At 49.7% G+C, this 22,538-nt stretch carries 20 protein-coding genes; 16 read left to right on the top strand and 4 right to left on the bottom strand.

All coding sequences use genetic code 11. The annotated features are described in order from the left end of the window. Nucleotides 1-72: 72 nt before the first annotated feature. The 13 genes from CWI70_RS05135 (at nt 73) to CWI70_RS05075 (ending at nt 13,713) form a co-directional block, all read left to right on the top strand. Entirely contained in the window at nt 73-1,959 is a 1,887-nt protein-coding gene (locus tag CWI70_RS05135; protein WP_126771141.1) for a cation:proton antiporter, read from the top strand. Nucleotides 1,960-2,153: 194 nt separating this feature from the next. Next, entirely contained in the window at nt 2,154-2,642 is a 489-nt protein-coding gene (locus CWI70_RS05130; protein ID WP_157980868.1) for a hypothetical protein, read from the top strand. Nucleotides 2,643-2,646: 4 nt separating this feature from the next. Then, nucleotides 2,647-2,973, top strand: a complete 327-nt coding sequence (locus CWI70_RS05125) for a BolA family protein (protein ID WP_198677650.1) — start codon at nt 2,647-2,649, stop codon at nt 2,971-2,973. A 66-nt stretch (nt 2,974-3,039) separates the two neighbouring features. Then, nucleotides 3,040-4,221 carry an enoyl-ACP reductase FabV gene (gene fabV, locus CWI70_RS05120; RefSeq protein ID WP_126771137.1) on the top strand — a complete coding sequence of 394 codons (1,182 nt, stop codon included), beginning with the start codon at nt 3,040-3,042 and terminating at the stop codon, nt 4,219-4,221. 238 nt (nt 4,222-4,459) lie between these two features. Further along, nucleotides 4,460-5,800 carry a Na(+)-translocating NADH-quinone reductase subunit A gene (locus CWI70_RS05115; protein WP_126771135.1) on the top strand — a complete coding sequence of 447 codons (1,341 nt, stop codon included), beginning with the start codon at nt 4,460-4,462 and terminating at the stop codon, nt 5,798-5,800. Nucleotides 5,801-5,802: 2 nt separating this feature from the next. Next, entirely contained in the window at nt 5,803-6,999 is a 1,197-nt protein-coding gene (locus tag CWI70_RS05110; RefSeq protein ID WP_126771134.1) for an NADH:ubiquinone reductase (Na(+)-transporting) subunit B, read from the top strand. Beyond that, nucleotides 6,992-7,780 (top strand): Na(+)-translocating NADH-quinone reductase subunit C, encoded by a 789-nt coding sequence (locus CWI70_RS05105; protein ID WP_126771132.1) that lies wholly within the window; start codon nt 6,992-6,994, stop codon nt 7,778-7,780. The genes CWI70_RS05110 and CWI70_RS05105 overlap by 8 nt, the downstream gene beginning before the upstream one ends. Next, on the top strand, nt 7,773-8,408 hold the full coding sequence (locus tag CWI70_RS05100; protein ID WP_126771130.1) for an NADH:ubiquinone reductase (Na(+)-transporting) subunit D: 636 nt from the start codon (nt 7,773-7,775) through the stop codon (nt 8,406-8,408). Before CWI70_RS05105 ends, CWI70_RS05100 begins: the two co-directional genes overlap by 8 nt. Nucleotides 8,409-8,418: 10 nt before the next feature. Beyond that, on the top strand, nt 8,419-9,027 hold the full coding sequence (nqrE, locus tag CWI70_RS05095; RefSeq protein ID WP_126772722.1) for an NADH:ubiquinone reductase (Na(+)-transporting) subunit E: 609 nt from the start codon (nt 8,419-8,421) through the stop codon (nt 9,025-9,027). A 43-nt stretch (nt 9,028-9,070) separates the two neighbouring features. Then, a complete protein-coding gene (gene nqrF, locus CWI70_RS05090) occupies nt 9,071-10,312 on the top strand; it encodes an NADH:ubiquinone reductase (Na(+)-transporting) subunit F (RefSeq protein WP_126771128.1) in 1,242 nt (413 codons plus the stop codon). Between the two features lie 7 nt (nt 10,313-10,319). After that, entirely contained in the window at nt 10,320-11,333 is a 1,014-nt protein-coding gene (locus tag CWI70_RS05085) for an FAD:protein FMN transferase (protein WP_157980891.1), read from the top strand. Nucleotides 11,334-11,347: 14 nt separating this feature from the next. Next, entirely contained in the window at nt 11,348-11,560 is a 213-nt protein-coding gene (gene nqrM / locus CWI70_RS05080; RefSeq protein WP_126771126.1) for a (Na+)-NQR maturation NqrM, read from the top strand. A gap of 47 nt (nt 11,561-11,607) precedes the next feature. After that, nucleotides 11,608-13,713: an aminotransferase class V-fold PLP-dependent enzyme gene (locus tag CWI70_RS05075; RefSeq protein WP_126771124.1), complete on the top strand. Its 2,106-nt coding sequence runs from the start codon at nt 11,608-11,610 to the stop codon at nt 13,711-13,713. Nucleotides 13,714-13,728: 15 nt separating this feature from the next. Here the strand turns inward: CWI70_RS05075 and CWI70_RS05070 are convergent, their stop codons facing one another. The 4 genes from CWI70_RS05070 to CWI70_RS05055 all read right to left on the bottom strand — a co-directional run bounded on the left by CWI70_RS05070 (nt 13,729) and on the right by CWI70_RS05055 (nt 18,173). Next, nucleotides 13,729-14,715 carry a WD40/YVTN/BNR-like repeat-containing protein gene (locus CWI70_RS05070; RefSeq protein ID WP_126771122.1) on the bottom strand — a complete coding sequence of 329 codons (987 nt, stop codon included), beginning with the start codon at nt 14,713-14,715 and terminating at the stop codon, nt 13,729-13,731. A gap of 63 nt (nt 14,716-14,778) precedes the next feature. Next, nucleotides 14,779-17,025, bottom strand: a complete 2,247-nt coding sequence (locus tag CWI70_RS05065) for a heavy metal translocating P-type ATPase (protein WP_126771120.1) — start codon at nt 17,023-17,025, stop codon at nt 14,779-14,781. Between the two features lie 21 nt (nt 17,026-17,046). Beyond that, entirely contained in the window at nt 17,047-17,334 is a 288-nt protein-coding gene (locus CWI70_RS05060; RefSeq protein WP_126771119.1) for a metal-sensitive transcriptional regulator, read from the bottom strand. 101 nt (nt 17,335-17,435) lie between these two features. After that, nucleotides 17,436-18,173 carry a YciK family oxidoreductase gene (locus tag CWI70_RS05055; protein ID WP_198677678.1) on the bottom strand — a complete coding sequence of 246 codons (738 nt, stop codon included), beginning with the start codon at nt 18,171-18,173 and terminating at the stop codon, nt 17,436-17,438. Nucleotides 18,174-18,425: 252 nt separating this feature from the next. Here CWI70_RS05055 and CWI70_RS05050 point away from each other — a divergent pair, with 252 nt between their 5' ends. The 3 genes from CWI70_RS05050 (at nt 18,426) to smrA (ending at nt 22,525) form a co-directional block, all read left to right on the top strand. Further along, a complete protein-coding gene (locus CWI70_RS05050) occupies nt 18,426-20,816 on the top strand; it encodes a VolA/Pla-1 family phospholipase (RefSeq protein WP_126771109.1) in 2,391 nt (796 codons plus the stop codon). Nucleotides 20,817-20,902: 86 nt separating this feature from the next. After that, the gene (gene sohB / locus CWI70_RS05045; RefSeq protein ID WP_126771107.1) at nt 20,903-21,904 is read left to right on the top strand and encodes a protease SohB; all 1,002 of its coding nucleotides are present in this window, start codon (nt 20,903-20,905) and stop codon (nt 21,902-21,904) included. 12 nt (nt 21,905-21,916) lie between these two features. Then, complete coding sequence (gene smrA / locus CWI70_RS05040; protein ID WP_126771105.1) at nt 21,917-22,525, top strand: DNA endonuclease SmrA; 609 nt, start codon at nt 21,917-21,919, stop codon at nt 22,523-22,525. Nucleotides 22,526-22,538: the final 13 nt, after the last annotated feature.

The following is a 22,538-nucleotide window of genomic DNA, read 5'->3' as shown; positions in this document are numbered from 1 at the left end:
ATCTTTCTTGAGCCAGATCAGCTTTTTCTCCGGCTCGCCGTAAACTGCTTTGTACAGGGAGTAACACTTTATATGTCAAATATGTCAGCTCTTGCCCTCATCGGCGTTCTATCGATTCTCTGTCAATGGTCAGCTTGGCGGCTCAAGATCCCTGCAATTCTACCGTTGTTGATTGTCGGGATGGTGGTTGGTCCTGGTCTTGGTTGGCTGCAACCGGATGCCGTGTTTGGCGATATTTTATTCCCGCTGGTGTCGTTATCAGTTGCCATTATTCTGTTTGAGGGGAGCTTAACCCTGAAAATGGAAGAAATCCGTGGTCATGGGCGAATGGTAACTCACCTTGTTAGCATTGGCATGCTGGTCACCTGGATCGCTATTTCAATTGTCGCGTACTTGCTGATGGATTTTGGTTGGGAGCTCGCCGCGCTGTTTGGTGCTTTGGTGGTGGTGACCGGACCCACCGTAATTATGCCGATGTTACGCTCGGTAAGGCCTAAGTCGAATATTGCCAACATTCTGCGTTGGGAAGGTATCATCATCGATCCAGTAGGCGCATTGCTGGCGGTTTTGGTCTACGAATTTATCATTGCGAGCCAGGGTGCAGGACTGTTGCATGCGTTCCAAGCCTTTGGCATCACTATCGGTATTGGCTTCGCATTAGGTTACGCCGCTGGCAAACTCCTCGGCATCGCCTTGCACAAAGGTTGGTTCCCACATTACCTCAAGAATGTTGCGACATTAGCCTCAGTGCTGGGGGTATTTGCCTTATCCAACGCGCTACAGCATGAGTCTGGCTTGTTAACGGTTACGGTCATGGGCATGGTTATGGCGAATATGCGTAACCTCAACCTTGATGACATCTTGGAGTTTAAAGAGACGCTCAGCGTGCTGCTGATTTCAGGACTGTTTATTATTCTTGCTGCGCGGTTGAATACCGAAGCCTTTAGCCAGCTCGGCCTGCCAGCAGTCATTTTGTTGGCGATTATTATTTTTGCGGTACGTCCGCTAAGTGTGTGGCTGTCAGCGATTGGAACGCAACTCAATGTGCGAGAAAAGCTATTGCTGTCGTGGATTGCGCCACGCGGTATCGTGGCCGCCGCCGTATCGGCATTGTTTGCGTTGAAGTTGCAACAAGCCGGCTGGACGGACGCAGAATTATTAGTGCCGTTGGTGTTTTTGGTCATTCTTAGTACCGTCGTACTGCAAAGCCTAACAGCAAAGCCGCTGGCGCACGCTTTGAAGCTACGTGAACCGCCAGCTCATGGTTTTCTTATTTTCGGCGCCAACGCAACTGCACGTGCGATAGCCAAGGCGTTGCGTGAGCATGATTTGCCGGTATTGCTCGCGGATACCAACTGGGAAAACATTAAAACCGCCCGCATGGAGAACTTGCCGGTGTATTTCGGTAATCCAACCTCTGAGCACGCTGAAAACAACATGGATATGACCGGCATTGGTAAGGTCTTGATCTTGTCCCCGTACAAGCAGTTAAATCCAGTGGTTGCATTGCACTACATGGATTGGTTTGCCTCAGAGAAAATCTATGGGTTACCGAGTACAGAACACGATGCCCCAGCACGCAACCAACTCTCCGAAAGTTATCGTGAGCGCTTGAAGTTGTTTGGTAAGGGAGTGACGTTCTCGAAACTTGCGAGTCTGACGTTCCAAGGTGCGCAAATGAAGACCACTACGATTACTGAGAGCTTCAGCTTTACCGACTATCAAGAACGGTATGGCAATCGTGCGATTCCGATGTTTGCCATTGACGAACGCAAGGTGTTCCATGTGTTTACCACCGATCATACTTTTGAGCCGAAGCCAGGTTGGCAAATTGTGGCGCTGATCACTGCCGATGAAATCTCTGAACAGCAGGCTGTGAAGCAGAGTCGTGAAAAAGAAGAAAAAGAACATAAAGAACAACAAGTAAAAGACAAATCACCTGATGAAAACGGTAAATAAAGTGTAAAAAGTGTTGCGCAAAGGTTGATTTAACGCATCAGGGTGGCTAAGGTGTGACTCAGGATCTAGAAATGGAGTTAAGGATAGACACCATTTCGTCGGAACAGGGATGTTCGTCTTGAACCTCTGAGTTTATCCCCTCATTAATCTTAGGTATGATGCGCTAACGCTTATTAAGTCGTAAGGGTATCACCGTGTACTATGCTTCGCTTCGAGGTTTTTCATTACTGACGTTCGTCATGTCGAGCTTTGCGCTTTCGGCTTGCTCGCCGCCACCGGTTGCCGAGGGAGCTGCTGCGCTTGATGTGGTTGCTGAAGTCAACCTCCAAGACTTACCTAATCGCGATTGGCAACTGAGTGCCGGCACATTGCAGCTTAGCTTTTGCCGCAATAAAATGAACGATGCCTTACTCGCCGACGCAGAAGATTTGAATCGCTGGCGCCTTGTGCAAGAGGCTTCTGCGTTACCAGAACGACGTAGGTTAGGTCTCCAACAACTGGCAGCTATCTATCAAGATCATGCCATTTTGTTGTGGCAAGAGTGGGGCACGGTAAGCTCACAATCGTATCGACTCGCCGCGCCTGCCGATGCTCCGCCACCATCATTGACCGACGCACTCGCTCGCCTAGGGCGTGATGACGCCATCTGCTATAGTGCTTTAGATAGCTCGCAGGAGGACTAATTGAATGGCTGATACGACGACGCAACACCCCACCGCAACAGCAATTACGGCAGCATTAGGGAACGCGATGCCGCTGCAACATCTTGAGGTGATCAACGAAAGTGACCGCCATGGCACGCCAACCGACGACTCGCATTTTAAATTAGTAGTGGTGAGTGAAACCTTTACCGGTAAGCGTTTGTTACAGCGCCACCGATTGGTCAATAAAGCTTTAGCAGAGCTCTTAGCTGGGCCGATTCATGCGCTGGCTTTGCACACCTACAGCCCCGACGAATGGCAACAACTGAACGAAGTCCCAGCGTCACCTGCTTGCCGTGGTGGCAGCAACTAATCAGATGTGTTTTCCGACGGTGGTCGGTTACACTGCGGCACAAGTAAAATAGAACAGGATAGAACTATGGTTATTAAGCCGAAAATTCGTGGTTTCATTTGTACCAATGCCCATCCGATCGGTTGCGCGGCACATGTGCGTGAGCAGATCGAGTATATCAAGCAACAACCGCAAATAACCGCCGCTCCTAAGCGTGTGTTGGTGATCGGTTGTTCAACAGGTTACGGGCTTGCGTCACGGATTACAGCAGCTTTTGGTGCTGGCGCTGATACGCTTGGCGTGTGTTTCGAAAAAGAGCCAAGCGAGAAGAAAACAGCCACAGCTGGTTGGTACAACACTGCTGCCTTTCATGACGAAGCGGCGAAAGCGGGCTTGTATGCCCATACCATCAATGGCGATGCTTTCTCTGATGAAATTAAAGAAGAAACCATTGCACGGATTAAAGCCGATCTTGGCCAAGTTGATCTTGTGGTTTACAGCTTGGCGTCGCCGAAGCGTAAAGACCCTGAATCTGGTGAACTTTATAGCTCGACCTTGAAACCTGTGGGTAAGGCTTACACCACAAAAACCTATGACACCGATAAAGATTTGGTGAAAGAAATCACCCTAGAGCCAGCCAACGACGACGAAATTTATAACACTGTAAAAGTGATGGGTGGCGAAGACTGGGAGCGCTGGTTGAATGCGCTTGATGCGGCCGGAGTGTTGGCGAAAGATGCGAAAACGACGGCTTATACCTATATCGGCAAAGAATTAACTTGGCCGATATACGGTCACGCAACCATTGGTAAGGCCAAAGAGGATTTAGATCGCGCCGCCGCTGCAATTCGCGGCGATCACAAAAATTTAAATGTTGAGGCTTATGTTTCTTCGTTGAAGGCCTTGGTTACCCAAGCAAGTTCAGCGATCCCGGTGATGCCACTGTATATTTCACTGATTTATGGGGTGATGAAAGAAGAGGGCACTCATGAGGGCTGTATCGAACAAATTTACCGGTTGTTCACCGAAGGCCTTTATACCGATGAGCCAAACTGGGATGCGGCCGGTCGCTTGCGCATGGATGGCAAAGAAACCAACCCAGAAACGCAGGCGAAAGTAAAAGCACTTTGGGACCAAGTGACCCAAGACAACTTCCATCAATTGGCCGATTACGAGGGCTATCACTCGGACTTTCTGAAGCTGTTTGGCTTTGGTATGGAAGGTGTTGATTATGATGCCGATGTGGATCCCGTTGTGAGCTGGTCATAAGCCGACACAAATCAAAGAAATCACCACAAAAATTGTGCGGTGTAAGGTGGTAACGCACCGCACAAAAGTGCTAAAATGCCCGCCCTAGATGACTATGTACAAAATTCAGTCAGCGCAGTGAATGCTCGGCTCGTTGAGTTTCAGTGCGCTAACTATATGATTTATCAGGTTTCAGAGAGCTGCTAGTCAGTGTAACTGAAGAAAGATTCATCTTCCCTAACGAGTAGTGCAAACGCGTATGATTACGATCAAGAAAGGGCTGGATATCCCAATTACGGGTGCTCCCCAGCAAACTATTGAAGATGGTCAATCCATCACCACCGTTGCCGTTCTGGGTGAAGAGTATGTGGGTATGCGCCCAACCATGCATGTCAAGGTTGAGGACCGCGTAAAAAAAGGCCAGGTACTTTTCGAAGACAAGAAAAACCCAGGGGTTAAATTCACAGCTCCAGCTGCAGGCGTTGTTAAAGACGTATTGCGTGGTGCTAAGCGAGTGTTGCAAGCGGTAGTCATCGAAATTGATGGCGACGAGCAAGAAACATTTGCGAAGTACGACAGCAAAGAGCTTACTAACTTGGATCGCGAGAAAGTCGTCGAACAATTGAATGATTCAGGTCAGTGGGTCGCTCTACGCACGCGTCCGTTTAGCCGTTCGCCGAAGCTTGACGCTGAGCCAGCAGCGATTTTTGTCAACTGCATGGATAGCAATCCACTCGCTGCTGACCCAACCGTAATCATCAACGAAGAGCAACAAGCTTTTGTTGATGGTTTGAAAGTGTTGGGCAACTTGACCAAAGGCAAGGTGTACGTCACCAAAGCTGCTGACGCAAAAGTTGACACTGGCGACGCGCAGGCACAGGTTGAGAGCTTCAAAGGTCCTCACCCAGCTGGCTTGGTCGGTACGCATATCCACTACTTAGAACCTGTTAGCATGAAGAAACAGGTTTGGCACATCAATTATCAAGACGTGATCGCTTACGGTAAGTTGTTTACCACAGGTGAGATTTTCACACCACGCACGGTTGCTCTTGGCGGCCCTGGTGTAACTAAACCACGTTTGCTGCGCACCCACATGGGCGCGAACCTGAACGAGCTCATCAAAGGTGAACTTGCTGAAGGTAAACAGCGCATCGTTTCCGGCTCTATCTTGAATGGCCACAAAGTTGACGATGCCCACCAGTGGTTAGGGCGCTTCCATATGCAAGTAAGCGTACTGCCTGAAGGTGATGAGAAAGAATTCTTAGGTTGGCTCAAGCCAGGTGTGAATCAGCACTCTGTGACCCGTGCTTTTGCCGGACACTTGATGCCGAAGAAGCTGTTCGCAATGAACACATCTACCAACGGCTCTGACCGTGCCATGGTGCCGATCGGCAACTACGAGCGCATCATGCCGTTAGATATTCTGCCAACCATTTTGTTACGTGATCTGCTTTCTGGTGACACCGATGAAGCTCAACAACTGGGCTGCTTGGAGTTAGACGAGGAAGATTTGGCGCTTTGTACTTATGTTTGTCCAGGCAAGTACGAGTACGGTCCAGTGTTGCGTAATGCGTTGACCACGATCGAGAAAGAGGGCTAATCATGGGCTTAAAAAATTATCTTGAGCGGATTGAGCCAGACTTTGAGAAAGGCGGCAAGTATGAAAAGTGGTATGCCCTCTATGAAGCAGTGGCCACGATTCTCTATACGCCTGGCAAAGTAACCAAAAAAACTACGCACGTTAAAGACAATGTGGATCTGAAACGCATCATGATTTTGGTGTGGATGATGACCTTCCCAGCAATGTTCTGGGGTATGTATAACGTGGGTAACCAAGCCTTTATGGCACTTGGTAACGGCTACGAATTGGCCGACGTTTGGCAGGTTGGTCTATTCCAAATGCTAGGCGGCGATATGGCCAACGCGGGCTGGGGTACCAAAATGTGGTACGGCGCTTGCTTCTTCTTACCGGTTTACGCCACGACATTTATTGTCGGTGGTTTCTGGGAAGTCGTGTTTGCCAGCATTCGTAAGCACGAAATCAACGAAGGCTTCTTCGTTACTTCGGTCTTGTTTGCCTTAACCCTGCCAGCGACGATTCCACTATGGCAAGTTGCCTTAGGTATCACTTTCGGTGTGGTCATTGGTAAAGAAATCTTCGGCGGCACCGGTCGTAACTTCTTGAACCCGGCGCTTACCGGCCGTGCGTTCTTGTACTTTGCTTTCCCAGCGCAAATCTCGGGCGACAAAGTATGGACAGCTGTTGATGGTTTCTCGGGTGCAACTTTGCTTGGTCAAGCGGCTATCGGCGAAAACTATTTTGCTGACATGGACATGTGGTGGAATGCCTTCTTAGGTAACATCCAAGGTTCAATGGGTGAAGTTTCAACACTAATGATTCTGATCGGTGGTTTGGCCCTGATCTACTTCCGCATTGCCTCATGGCGCATCGTATCAGGTGTGTTCATCGGTATGGTCGCACTGTCGTTGTTGTTTAACACGATAGGCAGTGACACCAATACCATGTTCGCAATGCCGTGGTACTGGCACTTAGTTGTCGGTGGTTTCGCCTTCGGTATGATGTTTATGGCGACCGACCCAGTATCGGCCTCGTTTACGAATAAAGCTAAGTTCGCTTATGGCTTCTTGATTGGTGCCATGACCGTACTTATTCGTGTGGTAAACCCTGCTTACCCAGAAGGCATTATGTTGGCGATTCTGTTTGCGAACGTATTTGCTCCATTGTTTGACCACTTTGTTGTTCAGGCGAACATTAAACGGAGGTTAGCTCGTGGCTAAGAAGAACGAATCCTTAGGCAAAACGCTATTTGTCGTGGTCGCCCTCTGTTTAGTGTGTGCGATCATCGTGTCTGGTGCTGCAGTCGGCTTGAAGCCGATGCAGCAGAAAAATGCTGCGCTCGATATGCAGCGTAACGTATTAGATGCAGCTGGCTTGCTAGAGCCTAGTACTGACGTTGTCGCGTTGTTCAACGAGCGTGTTGAGACCAAGCTTATCAATCTTGATACGTTGGAGTTGGTTGAGCAGGCGAATGGCCAAAATGCTACCAACTACGATCCGATTGCTGCGGCGAACAAGCCCGACTGGAGTACTAAGCTTGAGAAAAGCGAAGACAAAGCGGGTATCGGTACGCGTGAAGATGTCACCAAGGTTTATTTTATCAATAATGACCAAGGTGAACTTGAGACTTTAGTTCTCTACATCCGTGGTTATGGCCTGTGGGGTACCATGTATGGCCTTATTTCATTGCAGCCAGACTTGAACACCGTTCGCAGCGTGAATTTCTATGAACATAGTGAAACTCCGGGACTGGGTGGTGAAATCCAGAATCCGAAATGGGTCGCACAGTGGTCAGGTAAAGAAATTTACGGCGATAGTAATGAACAAGTTGAGTTCGACGTAATGAAGAACCCTACCCAAGAGAACCATGATGTTGACGCACTTTCGGGTGCGACACTGACCAGTAATGGCGTCGATAATCTCGTTGAGTATTGGTTCAGCGACAAGGCTTATGGCCCATTACTTGAAAAAATTCGCAAGGGGGAGCTGAGCAATGGCTAGTAGTGCAAAAGAAATGAAAGAAGTCCTGTTTGGACCGATCTTTGCCAACAACCCTATTGCCTTGCAAATTCTCGGTATTTGTTCGGCGTTGGCAGTTACTTCGAAAATGGAAAACACTGTGGTTATGTGTATTGCACTGACCTTGGTAACTGCATTTTCGAACTTGTTTATTTCATTGATTCGGAATCACATTCCTTCGAGTGTTCGAATTATCGTGCAGATGACGATCATTGCTAGCTTGGTTATCGTTGTCGACCAGGTACTGCGTGCTTACGCATATAGTATTGCGAAAGAGTTGTCAGTATTCGTTGGTTTGATCATCACTAACTGTATCGTTATGGGGCGCGCTGAAGCGTTCGCCATGAAGAGCTCACCAGGCCTGTCGTTCCTTGATGGCATTGGTAATGGCTTGGGTTACTCAGTAGTGCTGTTGTTTGTTGGTTTTATCCGCGAACTTTTTGGTTCAGGTAGCCTATTCGGTTATCAAATTCTTTCGCTTGCCTCTGAAGGAGGATGGTATCAACCGGTTGGCTTGCTTATTTTGCCGCCGAGTGCCTTCTTTATCATTGGTGGATTCATTTGGATTCTGCGTACATTCCGTCCAGAACAAGTAGAGCCGAAGGACTAAGGAGCCGATGATGGAAGCATATATTAGTTTATTTATTAAATCGGTCTTCGTTGAGAACCTTGCACTATCGTTCTTCTTGGGCATGTGTACGTTCTTGGCGGTATCGAAGAAGGTTAGTACGGCTTTTGGTCTTGGTGTTGCGGTAATCGTGGTACTAGGTATCTCTGTACCGGTGAACAACTTGGTCTACCACAATATCTTGGCACCAGGCGCTTTGAGTTGGGCTGGTTTTCCAGACGCAGATCTAAGTTTCTTGCGTTTCTTGACCTTTATCGGCGTTATTGCGGCGTTGGTACAGATTCTCGAAATGACACTCGATAAGTACGTACCAGCGTTATACAACGCACTAGGTATCTTCTTACCGTTGATTACCGTGAACTGTGCGATTTTTGGTGGTGTTTCGTTCATGGTTGAACGTGACTATAACTTCACTGAAAGTATCGTCTACGGTATTGGTGGCGGTGTTGGCTGGGCACTTGCAATTGTTGCTCTAGCTGCGGTGCGCGAGAAGCTGAAATATGCAGATGTACCAGATGGCCTACGTGGTCTTGGTATCACCTTTATTTCAGTCGGTCTCATTGGTTTGGGCTTTATGTCATTCTCTGGCGTATCCCTGTAAGCACCGGTAACGAAAGCAACGGATAATTAAGAGGTAAAAGTCGATGCAAGGGCAAGAATTAACACTTATAGCGCTCGGCGTAGGCATGTTTACCGTGATCGTATTGATTTTGGTTGCGGTGATTATGTTCGCCAAATCAAAATTGGTACCTCAGGGTGATGTCGAGATTTTGATTAACGATGACGAAGATAAGAAGATCACAACCCAACCGGGTGGTAAGTTGCTAGGTGCGCTAGCTAACGCGGGTATCTTCGTATCGTCGGCGTGCGGTGGCGGTGGTTCATGTGGGCAGTGTACCGTGAAAGTAATCGAGGGTGGCGGTGATATCCTGCCAACCGAGAAAGACCACATTAACAAGAAAGAAGCGCGTGAAGGCGTGCGTCTGTCTTGTCAGGTCAACGTGAAGCAAAACATGAAAATCGAATTGCCTGAAGAGGTATTCGGTATTCGTAAGTGGGATTGTACCGTTAAGTCTAATGACAACGTAGCGACCTTCATCAAAGAGTTTGTCGTGCAGTTGCCAGAAGGCGAAGAAGTACCGTTCCGTGCTGGTGGTTACATTCAGATCGAAGCTCCACCCCATCATGTGCGCTACAAAGACTTCGATATCGAAGAGAAATTCCGTGGCGACTGGGAACGTTTTGGCTTCTTAGACATCGAGTCCAAAGTTGATGACGAAACGATTCGTGCCTACTCAATGGCGAACTACCCAGATGAGAAAGGCATCATCATGTTGAACGTGCGTTGCGCTACGCCGCCGCCAAACAACTTGAGCTTGCCAGCAGGTAAAATGTCTTCGTACATCTTTAGCTTGAAGCCAGGTGATAAAGTCACCATTTCAGGTCCATTCGGTGAGTTCTTCGCGAAGGAAACCGAAGCGGAAATGGTCTTCATCGGTGGTGGTGCAGGTATGGCACCAATGCGTTCGCACATTTTCGATCAGCTACGTCGTTTGAACACCGACCGTAAGATCAGCTTCTGGTACGGTGCTCGCTCGAAAAAAGAAATGTTCTACGTTGAAGACTTCGATATGTTGCAACGTGAAAATGACAACTTCGAGTGGCATGTTGCGCTTTCAGATCCGCAACCAGAAGACGATTGGGATGGTGACACGGGCTTCATTCACAACGTTCTTTATGAGCGTTACTTGAAAGACCATGACGCGCCAGAAGATTGTGAATTCTACATGTGTGGGCCGCCAGTGATGAATGCGGCAGTGATCAACATGCTTAAAGATTTAGGCGTGGAAGACGAAAACATCATGTTGGACGACTTCGGTGGTTAATTAAGTGATGACTTCATCATTACGTATGTTCTGGCTAGCCCTTATTGGGCTAGCCTTTTTCGTTTCATGCTCGCATGCGCCGCAGCAAATAGCGGTGTCCGGTGAGACCATGGGCACGACTTATCATATTCGCTATGTTTCTGCGAACCCGCGGCACGAAGCTGAGAAGATTAAAGAGCGCGTGGATGCGGTACTTGAGCAGATCAACAGTCAGATGTCGACCTATGACCCCAATTCTGAATTGTCGCGCTTTAATCAGCGCCAAACGACCGAGCCTGTAGTGGTTTCTCGCTCACTTGAAACGGTGGTACGCCGCGCGTTAGAGATAGCAGAAGAAACCGATGGCTTGCTCGATGTTACGGTTGGACCCCTAGTAAACTTATGGAGTTTTGGCCCACAACAGCGTCCAGAGGTTACTCCAACCGCAGCAGAGTTAGCTGCAGCGCAGGCAGCAACGGGCTACCAACATTTAAGTGTTGAAAACCACCAACTCCAGAAACGGATTCCTGAGCTCTACGTTGACCTATCAACCATTGCCAAAGGCTATGGTGTCGACCGCGTAGCGCGGCTACTTGAGCAGATGGAAATCCAAAATTATTTGGTCGAAATCGGCGGTGAAATGCGCATGAGGGGTGTTAAACCTGGTAACAAACCGTGGCGCATAGCGATTGAAAAACCAGATAATACCCAACGTGCGGCGCAACGTATCATTGAACCGGGCAATAACGCGGTCGCAACTTCTGGTGATTACCGTAATTATTTTGAGCAAGATGGTGTGCGTTATTCGCACATTATCGATCCGCGCACAGGTAAACCAATCCAGCATAATCTTGTCTCAGTAACAGTGCTGGCAGAGACGTGTATGGATGCTGATGCCTACGCCACCGCATTGACGGTGATGGGGCCTGAGCAAGCGCTGGCGTTTGCTGAAGAAAAGGGGCTTGCCGTACTTTTGATCGCACGTGAAAACGGTGACTTTAAAGAGTACACTAGTACCGCGTTCAAACCTTATTTGCAGTAACCTAGGAGGTCCGCATGGGATTATTCTTACTTGTTTTCGCCATCTTTTTGGTGGTGGTGTTAGCCATGTCGGTTGGGTTCATTGTGCAGAAGAAATCAATCTCGGGTAGCTGTGGTGGCATTTCAGCACTCGGTATGGATAAAGCTTGCGATTGCGATGAGCCGTGCGACGACAAAAAAGCGCGTATGGCCAAAGAAGAAGAGTGGCAGAAAAACCGTATTCACTAATACCTTCATAAACCAATAATAAAAAAGCTGAGGTTGTAGCAGTTACCATGGTCACGCCTGTACAAATACGTCCAAAAGCCGATGAAATTTACTTAGACTGCAACGCAACGACACCGGTGCTGGCACAAATTGCACAGGCTGTTTCGCACACCATGGAGCAAGTCTTTGGTAACCCGAGTAGCAGTCACATCACCGGTTTGCAAGCGCGCTATATTCTCGACAATGCACGTCGTTTGGGACGTGAGGTTATTGGTGCCCCGCGCGGTGAACTGGTGTTTACCAGTGGTGCGACCGAAGGTATTCAAACTGCAGTGCTTTCAGCGCTTAGCTACGCCAAGACACAAGGAAAAACTGCCGGCAAGTGGTTACTTTACGGAGCCACCGAACATAAGGCTGTACCGCAGGCGTTGGCGCATTGGAACAAGCTACTGGATACTCAAGCAGAGCTGAAAGCCATCCCTGTTGATCGGAATGGTTTGCTGGATCTTGATTTTATTGAAGCACACGCCCCTGACGCGTTAATGATCTGCACTATGGCGGTGAATAATGAAACGGGTGTGCGCCAGGACCTCGCCAAACTTGAACAAGTGATTCGGCGTCAGGCGCCACAAGTCCCGTGGATGGTTGATTGCGTACAAATGCTCGGTAAAGGCGACCTCAAGCTTGCTGAAACGAGCATCGATTATGCGCCTTTTAGTGGGCACAAGCTCTATGGTCCCAAAGGGATCGGCTTCCTCTATGTGCGTGAGCAACGCCCTTTTACGCCACTCATTATCGGTGGTGGTCAGGAACAGGGCTTGCGCTCCGGAACAGAAAACTTGCCTGGCATTGCGGCCTTGCACACCTTATTTGAATTGTTGCTCGACCAAACGCAACAGGTGTTTAAACCATTAGCGACGTTACAAAGCTACCGTGATCAGCTACTCGGGGCATTACGCGAGGCTTTTCCGACACTAGAACTTAATCACGTACTCGAATATTCGGTGCCAACCACGTTAAACTTTTCGGTACGCGGTGTGCCATCGCGTGACATCATGGATGTGTTTGATGCGGCGAATATTCGCGTGAGTTCAGGTTCCGCGTGCAGTTCCAAAGTTACGCGAAGTTTTGTACTTGATGCGATGGGGCTCGAAGATTGGCGTTCCCAGTCGGCGGTGCGTTTATCTTTCGGCCCAGCGACTGAACAACAAACGATTGATGCGGCATGTATGCGTATTAAAGAAGCTGCGCAGGCGCTACGGCACTCTTGCTTGTTGGTCAGTGACACCAACGAAGATTTCGATAGTGAATTGGATGGCGTGGTACAGCTCAGATTCGACGCGCAATGTTGCTATTTAATCATTGATCGGCAGGCTCGCGAAATGGCCGTGATTGATCCAGTGCCACAGCTGGCGGAGCGCATCGAGAAATTGGTGGAATGCCAACATTACCGAGTTAAAGCGGTGGTCACCACGGAGCAGCAAGGTGCGCAGAGCACCGCGGCGATGCTTGCGCAGATTGTTTGTGCCAGTGGCTGTGATGCTGAACGAGATAATGTCGGGTGGCCGTTGCATGCGCAAGCCGATTGTCAGTCACCGCAAGGTTGTGAATTGCCGACCAGCGGTTGTTTATTGGTTGGCAACCGACGTTTATATCGGGTGGGCAGCCGGCAACCGATTTTCTTACTGAGTTCACCGATTGCTCCTGAAAGCCAAGCTCAAGTAGATTTCGCTTTTGTGGGTGAGCAAGCGTCGGTGGAATTGTTACAGCAAGCAGTAAGTGCGCAAACGCTGCTGTGTGGCAAATGGGATGAAGACTTTGCAATAGCCGAGCAACTTGCTGAGTTAACTAACGAAGCGTGCGGCTGCGATTTAGTAGACATCCCGCCGGAACAGCAACAAGAGTGGCTTAGCCGCCCTGAAACACTAGTGGTGGACGTGCGTGAACAACAAGAGCATCAAGTCACGCCGCTCGATTTACCGGCGCAGGTTATGAGCGTGCCGTTAACACGCTTGATTCAGTTCATTTATGAGCATCGCGATGACTACGCACAACGTCCGATTGTGTGTCTCTGCCGCTCTGGGCATCGTAGTGCCGTGGCGGCCCGTGCACTCAGCCGGTTTGGCTTTTGTAATGTCAGCCATTTAACCGGCGGTATGGCGCTGCTAGGTTAATTGAAGGCCTCGGCTTTAGTTCTGCGGTACGCTAAGGCGCGCCGCGTAACCATCCTTACCTACCAAGAAACACGAATCTAGGTTGCAAACACTGTTCCAAACGTTGGCTTCAGTGAGAACCTGCCATGTCTCGCTAGCACTCGTGGGAAGATACGCCACGCCCGCAGGGTTACTAACAATTAAGCCCTTGTTAGGCGTCACCGTGAGGCTGTACAAGGCGCCTGCAAGAGGAGGTTCTGCCAATGGCGTAAAGTCGCCATCTTTATACTCGACAATACGCGGCCGACGCTCGGGATGATTGAGGTCACCACCTACGAGTAGGGCATGTTTTTCTGAGAATGGCCAAACACTCGCGATACCGGCGCTCGGGCCTGCGACGATTGGCGTGTCGATGGCTTTAAAGCGAATACCAAAGCTACTTTTAATCAGCAGTCGTGCAGTACTCGCGTTGGCGGTCCCTATTGCCCAAACGTTATTGCGAAAGCGCACACAGCCACCGCTGGCCGCCAAACCGCCTTCGGCGCCTTGCGGAGGGCCGTCAATAGCATTGCGTGACGGGAGCCAGTTGCGGCCATCGGGACTCCGTACCAGATCCCATTGGCCATCAATACTGTCGCCATAGACCCAAATTTCATTGCGCGATGGCGAAATCGCCAAACAGTTCAGAAATTGATTGCCACCGGCACGAAAGCTTAACTGCCAGTCACGGCCACCGTTGCTGGTGTGATAAACACGCGAGTCGCCGTTATTACCAATACTAAGCGCATAGGCGTGGCGGTCATCGAGTGCTTCGATGTCACGAAATTGCAAGTCATTTGAGGTGGGTTGACTGTATTGCCAAGTGTTACCGCCATCGGTACTGCGGCCAATCGTAGCCTTGCTGCCACTGATCCAAACCACGTCAGGACTGGGGCTACTCACTCCAATCCAATTGACGTCGGGACGTGTGGCTAACACTTGTACATCGATTGCCAAAGCCAATAACGCACTGCTGACTAGCATAAATTTCCCGTTCGTTTAAAGTCTTCGTCCTACGATAAACTAACCTATCGCCGACCACAACGCTTATTGGCGGTTGAGCTTGACTCGTTGTAACCGTAAGGCATTGAGCACTACAGAAACCGAGCTTAGCGCCATTGCCCCACCAGCTAACCATGGAGCAAGTAAGCCCGAGGCAGCAATAGGAATGCCTATAACGTTATACGCAAACGCCCAGAATAAGTTTTGTCGTATATTACGAACGGTTAAGCGACTCATCTCTAAGGCTTGTGCTAGACCGTTCAAGTCAGCCCGCATCAGCGCGATATCCGCCGCCTCAATGGCGACGTGTGTGCCCGTGCCCATGGCAATCCCAATGTCGGCTACGGCAAGGGCCGGGGCGTCATTGATGCCGTCACCGACCATGGCCACCGTAGCGCCCGTCGCTTGTAATTCTTTAATGTGATTTGCTTTATCTTCCGGCAAAACCTCAGCGATGACATCATCAAGGCCTAGCTCTTGGGCAATAGCCTGAGCCGTATGGTTATTGTCACCGGTTAACATGATCAGTTTGAGGCCACGTCGACGCAACGCTTGCAGGGCTTCCTTGCTGGTACTGCGGAGCGTATCAGCGACCGCAACGTAGGCATGTAACTCACCGTCGACAGCGATGGCCATGGCGGTTTTGCCCTGTGTTTGCAGTTCGCGGAGGAGCTGCTGGGCATGGTCATTTACATGCACACCTTGTTCTTCTAACAAGCGCAAGCTGCCAATAAACACTTGATAGCTGTGGTCATGATAGGTTGCCTTGGCACTGACGCCTTTGCCTTGATGTGCATTAAATTGCTGTATTTTGGGGGCGTCGGTTGCGCCATCGTCATTGCCTAGATGGGCAACGAGCCCATTCACAATGGCTTGCGCAAGCGGGTGCTCTGACTGCTTCTCTAAGCTGTGTACGAGGGTTGCGACAGTCGCTTGCGGTAACGCTTGGTTGAAGAGGCCAAAGTCAGTAAGTTTCGGCCGCCCCTCGGTGAGTGTCCCGGTTTTATCAAATACGATGGTGTCAACGGCTTGCGTGCGTTCCAGCACATCGCTTTGTTTGAATAAAATGCCGGCCTGCGCAGCGCGCCCAGAGCCCGCCATAATCGACGTTGGTGTAGCGAGGCCAAGGGCACATGGGCAGGCAATGACCAACACGGCAACGGTCGCCTCAAAAGCTGAACGCCAGTCGCCAGGGGCTAAGAAGACGATCCAAGTCAACATGGTAAGCGCAGCAATCACCAAGACAGCAGGAACGAAGATACTCGCTACGCGGTCAGCTAAGCGCTGAATTGGCGCTTTTGAATTTTGCGCCTGTTCGACGATTTGAATAATTTTGGCTAAGGCGGTTTCAGCACCAATTTGTTTTACTTCGACGCGCAGAAAGCCTGTTGTATTCATGGTGCCGCCCATGACGACGTCATCGTCATGTTTGGCGACAGGCATGCTTTCACCGGTTAACATCGACTCGTCAATCGCCGATTCACCGCTGATAACCTTGCCGTCAGTAGGGATCGATTGTCCCGGACGTACATGAATGATGTCGCCTACCTTGAGGTCGGCAACAGCAACTTCTTCGGTATCACCGGTGGCAAGTTCGCGTAAAGCGCGTTCCGGTTGCAGCTGCAAGAGCTTTTGAATCGCGCTGGACGATCGACCTTTGGCACGAGCCTCAAACCACTTACCTAATAGAATCAGAGTGATGAGAACGGCGCTGGTTTCAAAGTAAAGTCCTTCGTGCGGGTGGTAATCTGGCGCAAACCAAGCAAGGTAAATACTGTAAAAGTAGGCTGCCGAGGTGCCAAGGGCAACAAGTACATCCATATTGGCCGCACCATTACGTAGCGCATGATAGCTTCCGCGGTAGAATTGCCAGCCCATAATGAATTGCACGGGGGTAGCGAGCAGTAATTGCAGCCAAGGACTCATTAATAAAGCGGGAACTGGAATGCCCGAAGTCCAACTGAAATGACCGAACATTGTGTAGAGCAAGGGCAGTGAAAGAATTGCCGCCGCTAAGAATTTGAAAAACTGAAGCTGTTGAGCATCGTCGCGCTGGTCTTCTGGGCTACTTTGGCTGCGATCAATCAATTGCGCACTGTAGCCGGCATCTTGTACGGCAGTGATAAGCTGCTTGGGTTGTAAACCGTCCCCAGTAACAGCGGCGATTTCTGACGCAAAGTTAACGTTGACACTGGTTACACCGTCACAGCTTTGTAGTGCTCGCTCAATACTCTTTGCACAGCCTGCACAGCTCATACCGGAGAGTTGTAATTGCAGTGTTTCGGTAGCCATTCTGTTCTCCCTTACTGAGTATTAGCGTTTTAACAAGCGTTCGATAGTGACATCAAGCTCTTCGAGTACGCTGTCATCGCCGTCACGTAAACGTGCCTTCACACAGCTATGCATGTGTTGACTAAGAAGCTTCTTCGCAACCCCGTTGAGCGCGGCTTGCACTGATGCAACCTGCATAAGGATATCATCACAATAAATGTCGTTATCGACCATGCGTTGCAAACCGCGCACTTGCCCTTCAATGCGACTAAGGCGTTGGCTGAGATTCTTTTTAAGTGCATCAGGATGGGGCGTAACCGTTGTTTTCATCGAAGCATCTCCATGAGTTGATGTTGTTAATCTATACCCCCGTACCCTATATGTCAACTAAGAAAACACGCCAACTTTTTCGAGCGGCGTGTTTTCTTAGGTTACTGCGCGTCTAGTGATTGGCCATTGACGCCAAGGCTAGCGTCGCTCATTAAATACAGATAGGTCGGCATGATCTCGGCAGGCGTTTTCAATTTACTTCGGTCTTCTGCAGGGTAGGCCCGTGCCCGCATCGAAGTGCGAGTGGCACCTGGATTGATGACGTTGATACGAATGTTACTCCCCTCGTATTCGTCAGCCATAACCTGCGCTAATCCTTCGGTGGCAAATTTGCTCACCGAGTAGGGACCCCAGAATGCACGGCCTTTGCGGCCAACACCTGAGGAAGTAAAGACAATGCTGGCATGCTCAGCCTTCTTCAATGCGGGCATGAGTGCTTGGGTCATTAGAAATTGGGCAGTAACGTTCACCTGCATCAAGTCATGCCAATTGCCATGATCGATGTGCTCGAAAGGCGATAGTACGCCAAGCAAACTAGCGTTATGTAAGAGTCCATCAAGATGACCAAACTGCTCGACAATAGTAGCGCACAGGCCTTGGTAGTGGGTGAACGTTGCGCCTTTAAGGTCGAGTGGAACAATCGCTGGCTCGGCGCCGCCTGCGGCAATGATATCATCATAAACCGCTTCTAATTTACTTACTGTGCGGCCTAACAAGATGACGGTTGCGCCGGCTTTAGCAAAGGTGAGTGCGGCTTCTTTACCGATGCCATCGCCAGCACCCGTCACCAAGATCACTTTCCCTTCGAGGCTGTAGTCTGCTACGTTGTCGTTATGCATTTTGCTCATTTTCGGCTTACACTACTCGTTAAATGAATGATTGGCTCAAGTTTACTGGTTTTTATCTAGATTCTCAGCTGTTGCCGAGAAAATCTTGAAAAATACTTTCAACTTGGGCCTCAGCGGTGTATAAAATTTTGTTAAGTGTGTGTCTTGTCCTACCAGTTAGAAAAAGCGATGATAGGCAAGATAAACAAAAGCATCTGTAGGTGCTCAAAACATAACAACACGAACAAGGATTGGGGAAGCCTCATGAAAAAACTCTTGCTTGCAACGGCGATTACCAGCGCCTTTACCCTAGCCGGTTGTGGCAGTGGTGACGAAGCGCCACAAAGCGAAACAGTCGATTTTCAAGTCAACGCTACACGGGTAGTGTTTGACCCAAGCAACGGCGCAGTGCCGGTGCCTTCAAATATTCTTTTAAGCGGTAGTGTCGATGGAACGTTGAATATTCCAGTCGCAGATCCTACCGACAATGCAAATCCGCAAGTTGCGCTAAACGGCCTTGACGGTTGGGGTACGCACTCAACGATGACCTTTAGCTTCTCGTTGCCAGAAGATGAAAATGGTAACAAAATCGCTGTTGACGCTGCTTCCCTTGAAGCTGCTGGCAGTGTGCGGGTTTTTGAAACGATCATGGGCGGCTCAGCGGTAAGTCCTGAGTGTGCTGCGGCGAGTCCTGCGGCAACTTGTGCTGTCGCTGGCGAGTTGACACATGGTGTTGATTTTATTGTTCGTGCAACAGGACCTGATGGCGTTGCTGTCATTCCTCTGAAGCCACTGAAGGCGAAAACTGGCTACGCAGCTGTTTTGACCAGCAACATCCAAGACGAACTTGGTCGTGATGTTCGCCCTTCGCAAACCTATGGCTTAATGAAGCGTAATGCGGATACCGATCCAGTATCAGGCGATGCTTCTGGAGTTGGCTTACAGCGTTTGATTAATAGTCACGAGGCTGCACTGGATGCATTTGGTGTCGCGAAAGAAGATATCATCTACGTGTCAAGCTTTACCACCCAGTCAATTAATGACGTATTTGGTGCAATTAAAGGCTTGATGGCACAACAGTTCTCTTCTGGTGCTGGTCCTGCTTTGATGGCGCAACCTACGGGAATCACGGTAGGTGATGCTTTAGTCGGTGCAGGTCGTTTGCAAGCCAATCCGCAAGACCCTGCGTATTTAGCTGCTTCTTCGGCAGTATTGTATCAAGGTCAAGTCACCTTGCCGTATTATCTACCAGTGCCTACAGCTGAAAATCAGCAAGCACCGTTGAATGGTCGCTGGCAAGCAATGTGTGATAGCCCTGCATCGATTCTTGGTGCTGTAGGCGCCGGAGCGCTACCAGCAGAAGCGATCGATCCGCTGGCGTTTGAAGATCCTTCGCGCTTGCTACCACCTTACAACTGTTATGACTTCCCTGGTATCGACGAAGAGCGTCACTTGACCAAGTATAACCCTGTTCCTGCAGCCACTACTGCAATGGACATTCCAGCAGTGGTTACCGTACCAGACGTGAACATGGCGAATATGGTACGCGCTGCGCAAGGTCTAGACCCATTGAGCGAACCAGCAAATGGTTGGCCGGTGGTGATCTTCCAACATGGTATTACTGGTGAGAAGACCAATGCTTTCGGTATTGCCGGAACGCTAGCGGTGATGGGTTTCGCAACAGTGGCAATTGACCATCCGCTGCATGGCGATCGTGGTTTTGGCCCGATTAACGCAACGACCGGTAGCCCGACTGCGTACATGAATCTCGGCAGTTTGTTGACTGCTCGTGATAACTTGCGCCAGTCAATCTCTGATTTGCTCGGTTTACGTTTAAGTCTCAATGCTGCGCAAGGCGCTCCGCTCAATGGTCAAAACGTTTTCTTTGTGGGTCACTCGCTTGGCGCGATTGCTGGTACAGGCTTTACCGCTATGGCAAATGAACCTATGAGTGGTCAGCTTGCTCCTGCATCAGCTCTGTTTAAAGTTAATGCAAGCTCATTGATGGCGCCAGGTGCGAGTGTTGCCAACTTCTTGTTAGCATCTAACTCATTTGGTCCAGTCATCAAAGGTCAACTCCTTTATGCTGCGAATGCCGATTTTGCGGCTGCCGTGAATGGCGCTGCGCAACAGGCCGGCATCTCACCTAGCTCGCCAGAGTTCCAAGGCTTGTTGGTGCAGGTTTATACGCAGTTCTGGTCAGGCCTAAGCGCGGCTGAGCAAGCACAGATTAATGGTGTGTTTGAGCAGTTTGCCTTTGCTGCACAGTCGGTGATTGACTCTGCTGACCCAATTAACTACGCAGCGCAGGCGGTGGGTAACGACAGCCCGATTCACTTGATCGAAGTGATTGGTAATGGCGCTGAGTTCTTACCGGACCAAGTTATTCCGAATGCCGTAGAAGGCAAGCCTTTAGCCGGTACTGAACCGCTGATCACGGCACTTGAATTACCGACCATCACGCAAACAACCGCAAGCACTGATGGTTCGAAGATTTCTGGTGCAGTTCGCTTTATCGAGGGTAGTCATGGTTCGATTGTTGATCCAAGCGCCTCGGCTGCAGCGACGATGGAAATGCAGTTGCAAGCGGCAGGTTGGTTTAGCACCAATGCAACGGCAATTCCGGTAAGCAACCCTGCAGTGATTCAACAATAACCTGTATACTGCTTACAGATGAGTTTCAAAGGGCCGCTCGTCGGCCCTTTTTTATGGCCATTGTGAAATAAGAGCATGGGGACACTATGGAATTTCTTTTAGAAATAGCTGACTTTGTGATCAAGGCAGCCATTATTATTTTGGCCTTTGGCTTAATGGTAGGGATTATCGCCAACGCTGCACAGCGTCAGCGCAAGCAGTCAGGTGAGTTGCACGTGCGCAACTTATCAAAACAGTTCCGAAAAATGGCGCAAGCTATCGAGCACGAATTACTGAATAAGAAGCAACTCAAACAGGCGCAAAAGGAAGAGAAAAAAAGCGAGAAAGCGCAAAGCAAAGAGAGTAAAGAAGACGCAAAACGCGTATTTGTGATTGACTTTAAAGGCAGTATGGATGCGCATGAAGTCGATAACTTACGCCGTGAAGTCAACGCGGTCATCGGCGCAGCGAAGCCATCAGACACAGTGTTTGTGCGGCTAGAAAGCCCGGGCGGCGTGGTCCATGGTTATGGACTGGCTGCAGCACAATTGCAGCGCTTGCGCGACGCTGAACTTAAGTTGGTGGTGAGTGTCGATAAAGTAGCGGCGAGCGGGGGCTATATGATGGCCGCGGTTGCCGACGAAATCGTAGCTGCCCCGTTTGCTATTATTGGTTCGATTGGTGTGGTGGCGCAATTGCCGAATTTTCACCGCTGGCTCAAAAAGCATGACGTTGACTTTGAGCAAGTCACCGCGGGTGATTACAAGCGCACATTGTCGTTATTTGGCGAAAACACCGATGCCGGGCGGCGCAAGTTTAAGGAAGACCTAGAAAACATTCATGCGCAGTTTAAGCAGCATATCGGCCTTTATCGCCCACAAGTTGACCTCGAAAAAGTTGCGACAGGGGAGTACTGGACCGCACAACAAGCCAAAGAATTTGCTTTGGTGGATGCGATTTCAACAAGTGATTCTTGGTTGCTTGAACGCGCCAACGAGCAAATGATTTTACAAGTGAGTTATCAAGAGAAACGACCGTTGGGTGAGCGGATCGGAAAAAACGTAACAGCCGTACTTACGAGTATCCGAGAGTTTCTTAGTAAATCGTAATCGGGAGTTGTGATGCGTGACGATTTTTCAGATGAACCTGCTGATGACTTTGCGAAGGAGCTTGCCGAGTTCAGGCAGCAAATGGCAGATGTTAAGCCTATCGATAACAACGATGTTGTACCGGTAAAGAAAACGAAGCCGACGGCAGCGCAAGAAGCGCGTCGGCAAGCTGCCGAGCGTCAGCTTGAAGACGACATTAATTATTTGTCGATGGAGTTTGTTGACTTAGTTGAACCCGAAGAGTTGGTTGAGTTTCGTCGCGATGGCGTGCAGCACGGCGTATTTAAACGCCTGAAGCGTGGTGATTATGGTATCGAAGCAAGTCTCGATTTGCATCATCACAGTCTACGCCAAGCCCGTGAGGCGTTATTTGATTTTATTCAGCTTTGTCATCGTCGTGGGGTGCGTTCCGCAATTGTGGTTCACGGAATGGGCCGTCATTCAAAACCCCATCCGGCACTGTTGAAGAGTTATGTGGTGAAGTGGTTAAAGCAGCTCGATCCGGTTATGGCCTTCAATAGTGCCCAGCGACATCATGGTGGGGCCGGTTCAGTGTACGTAATGCTCCGCAAAAACGCGGAGCAGAAGCACGAAAATCGTGAGCGCCATCAAAAACGCTAAATCAACATAGGTC

The organism is Pseudidiomarina homiensis (assembly GCF_003987225.1).
In the GTDB taxonomy this organism is placed as follows: domain Bacteria; phylum Pseudomonadota; class Gammaproteobacteria; order Enterobacterales; family Alteromonadaceae; genus Pseudidiomarina; species Pseudidiomarina homiensis.
The sequence above is the reverse complement of the archived record's forward strand: the minus strand, read 5'-3'. Positions and strand labels throughout refer to the sequence as shown.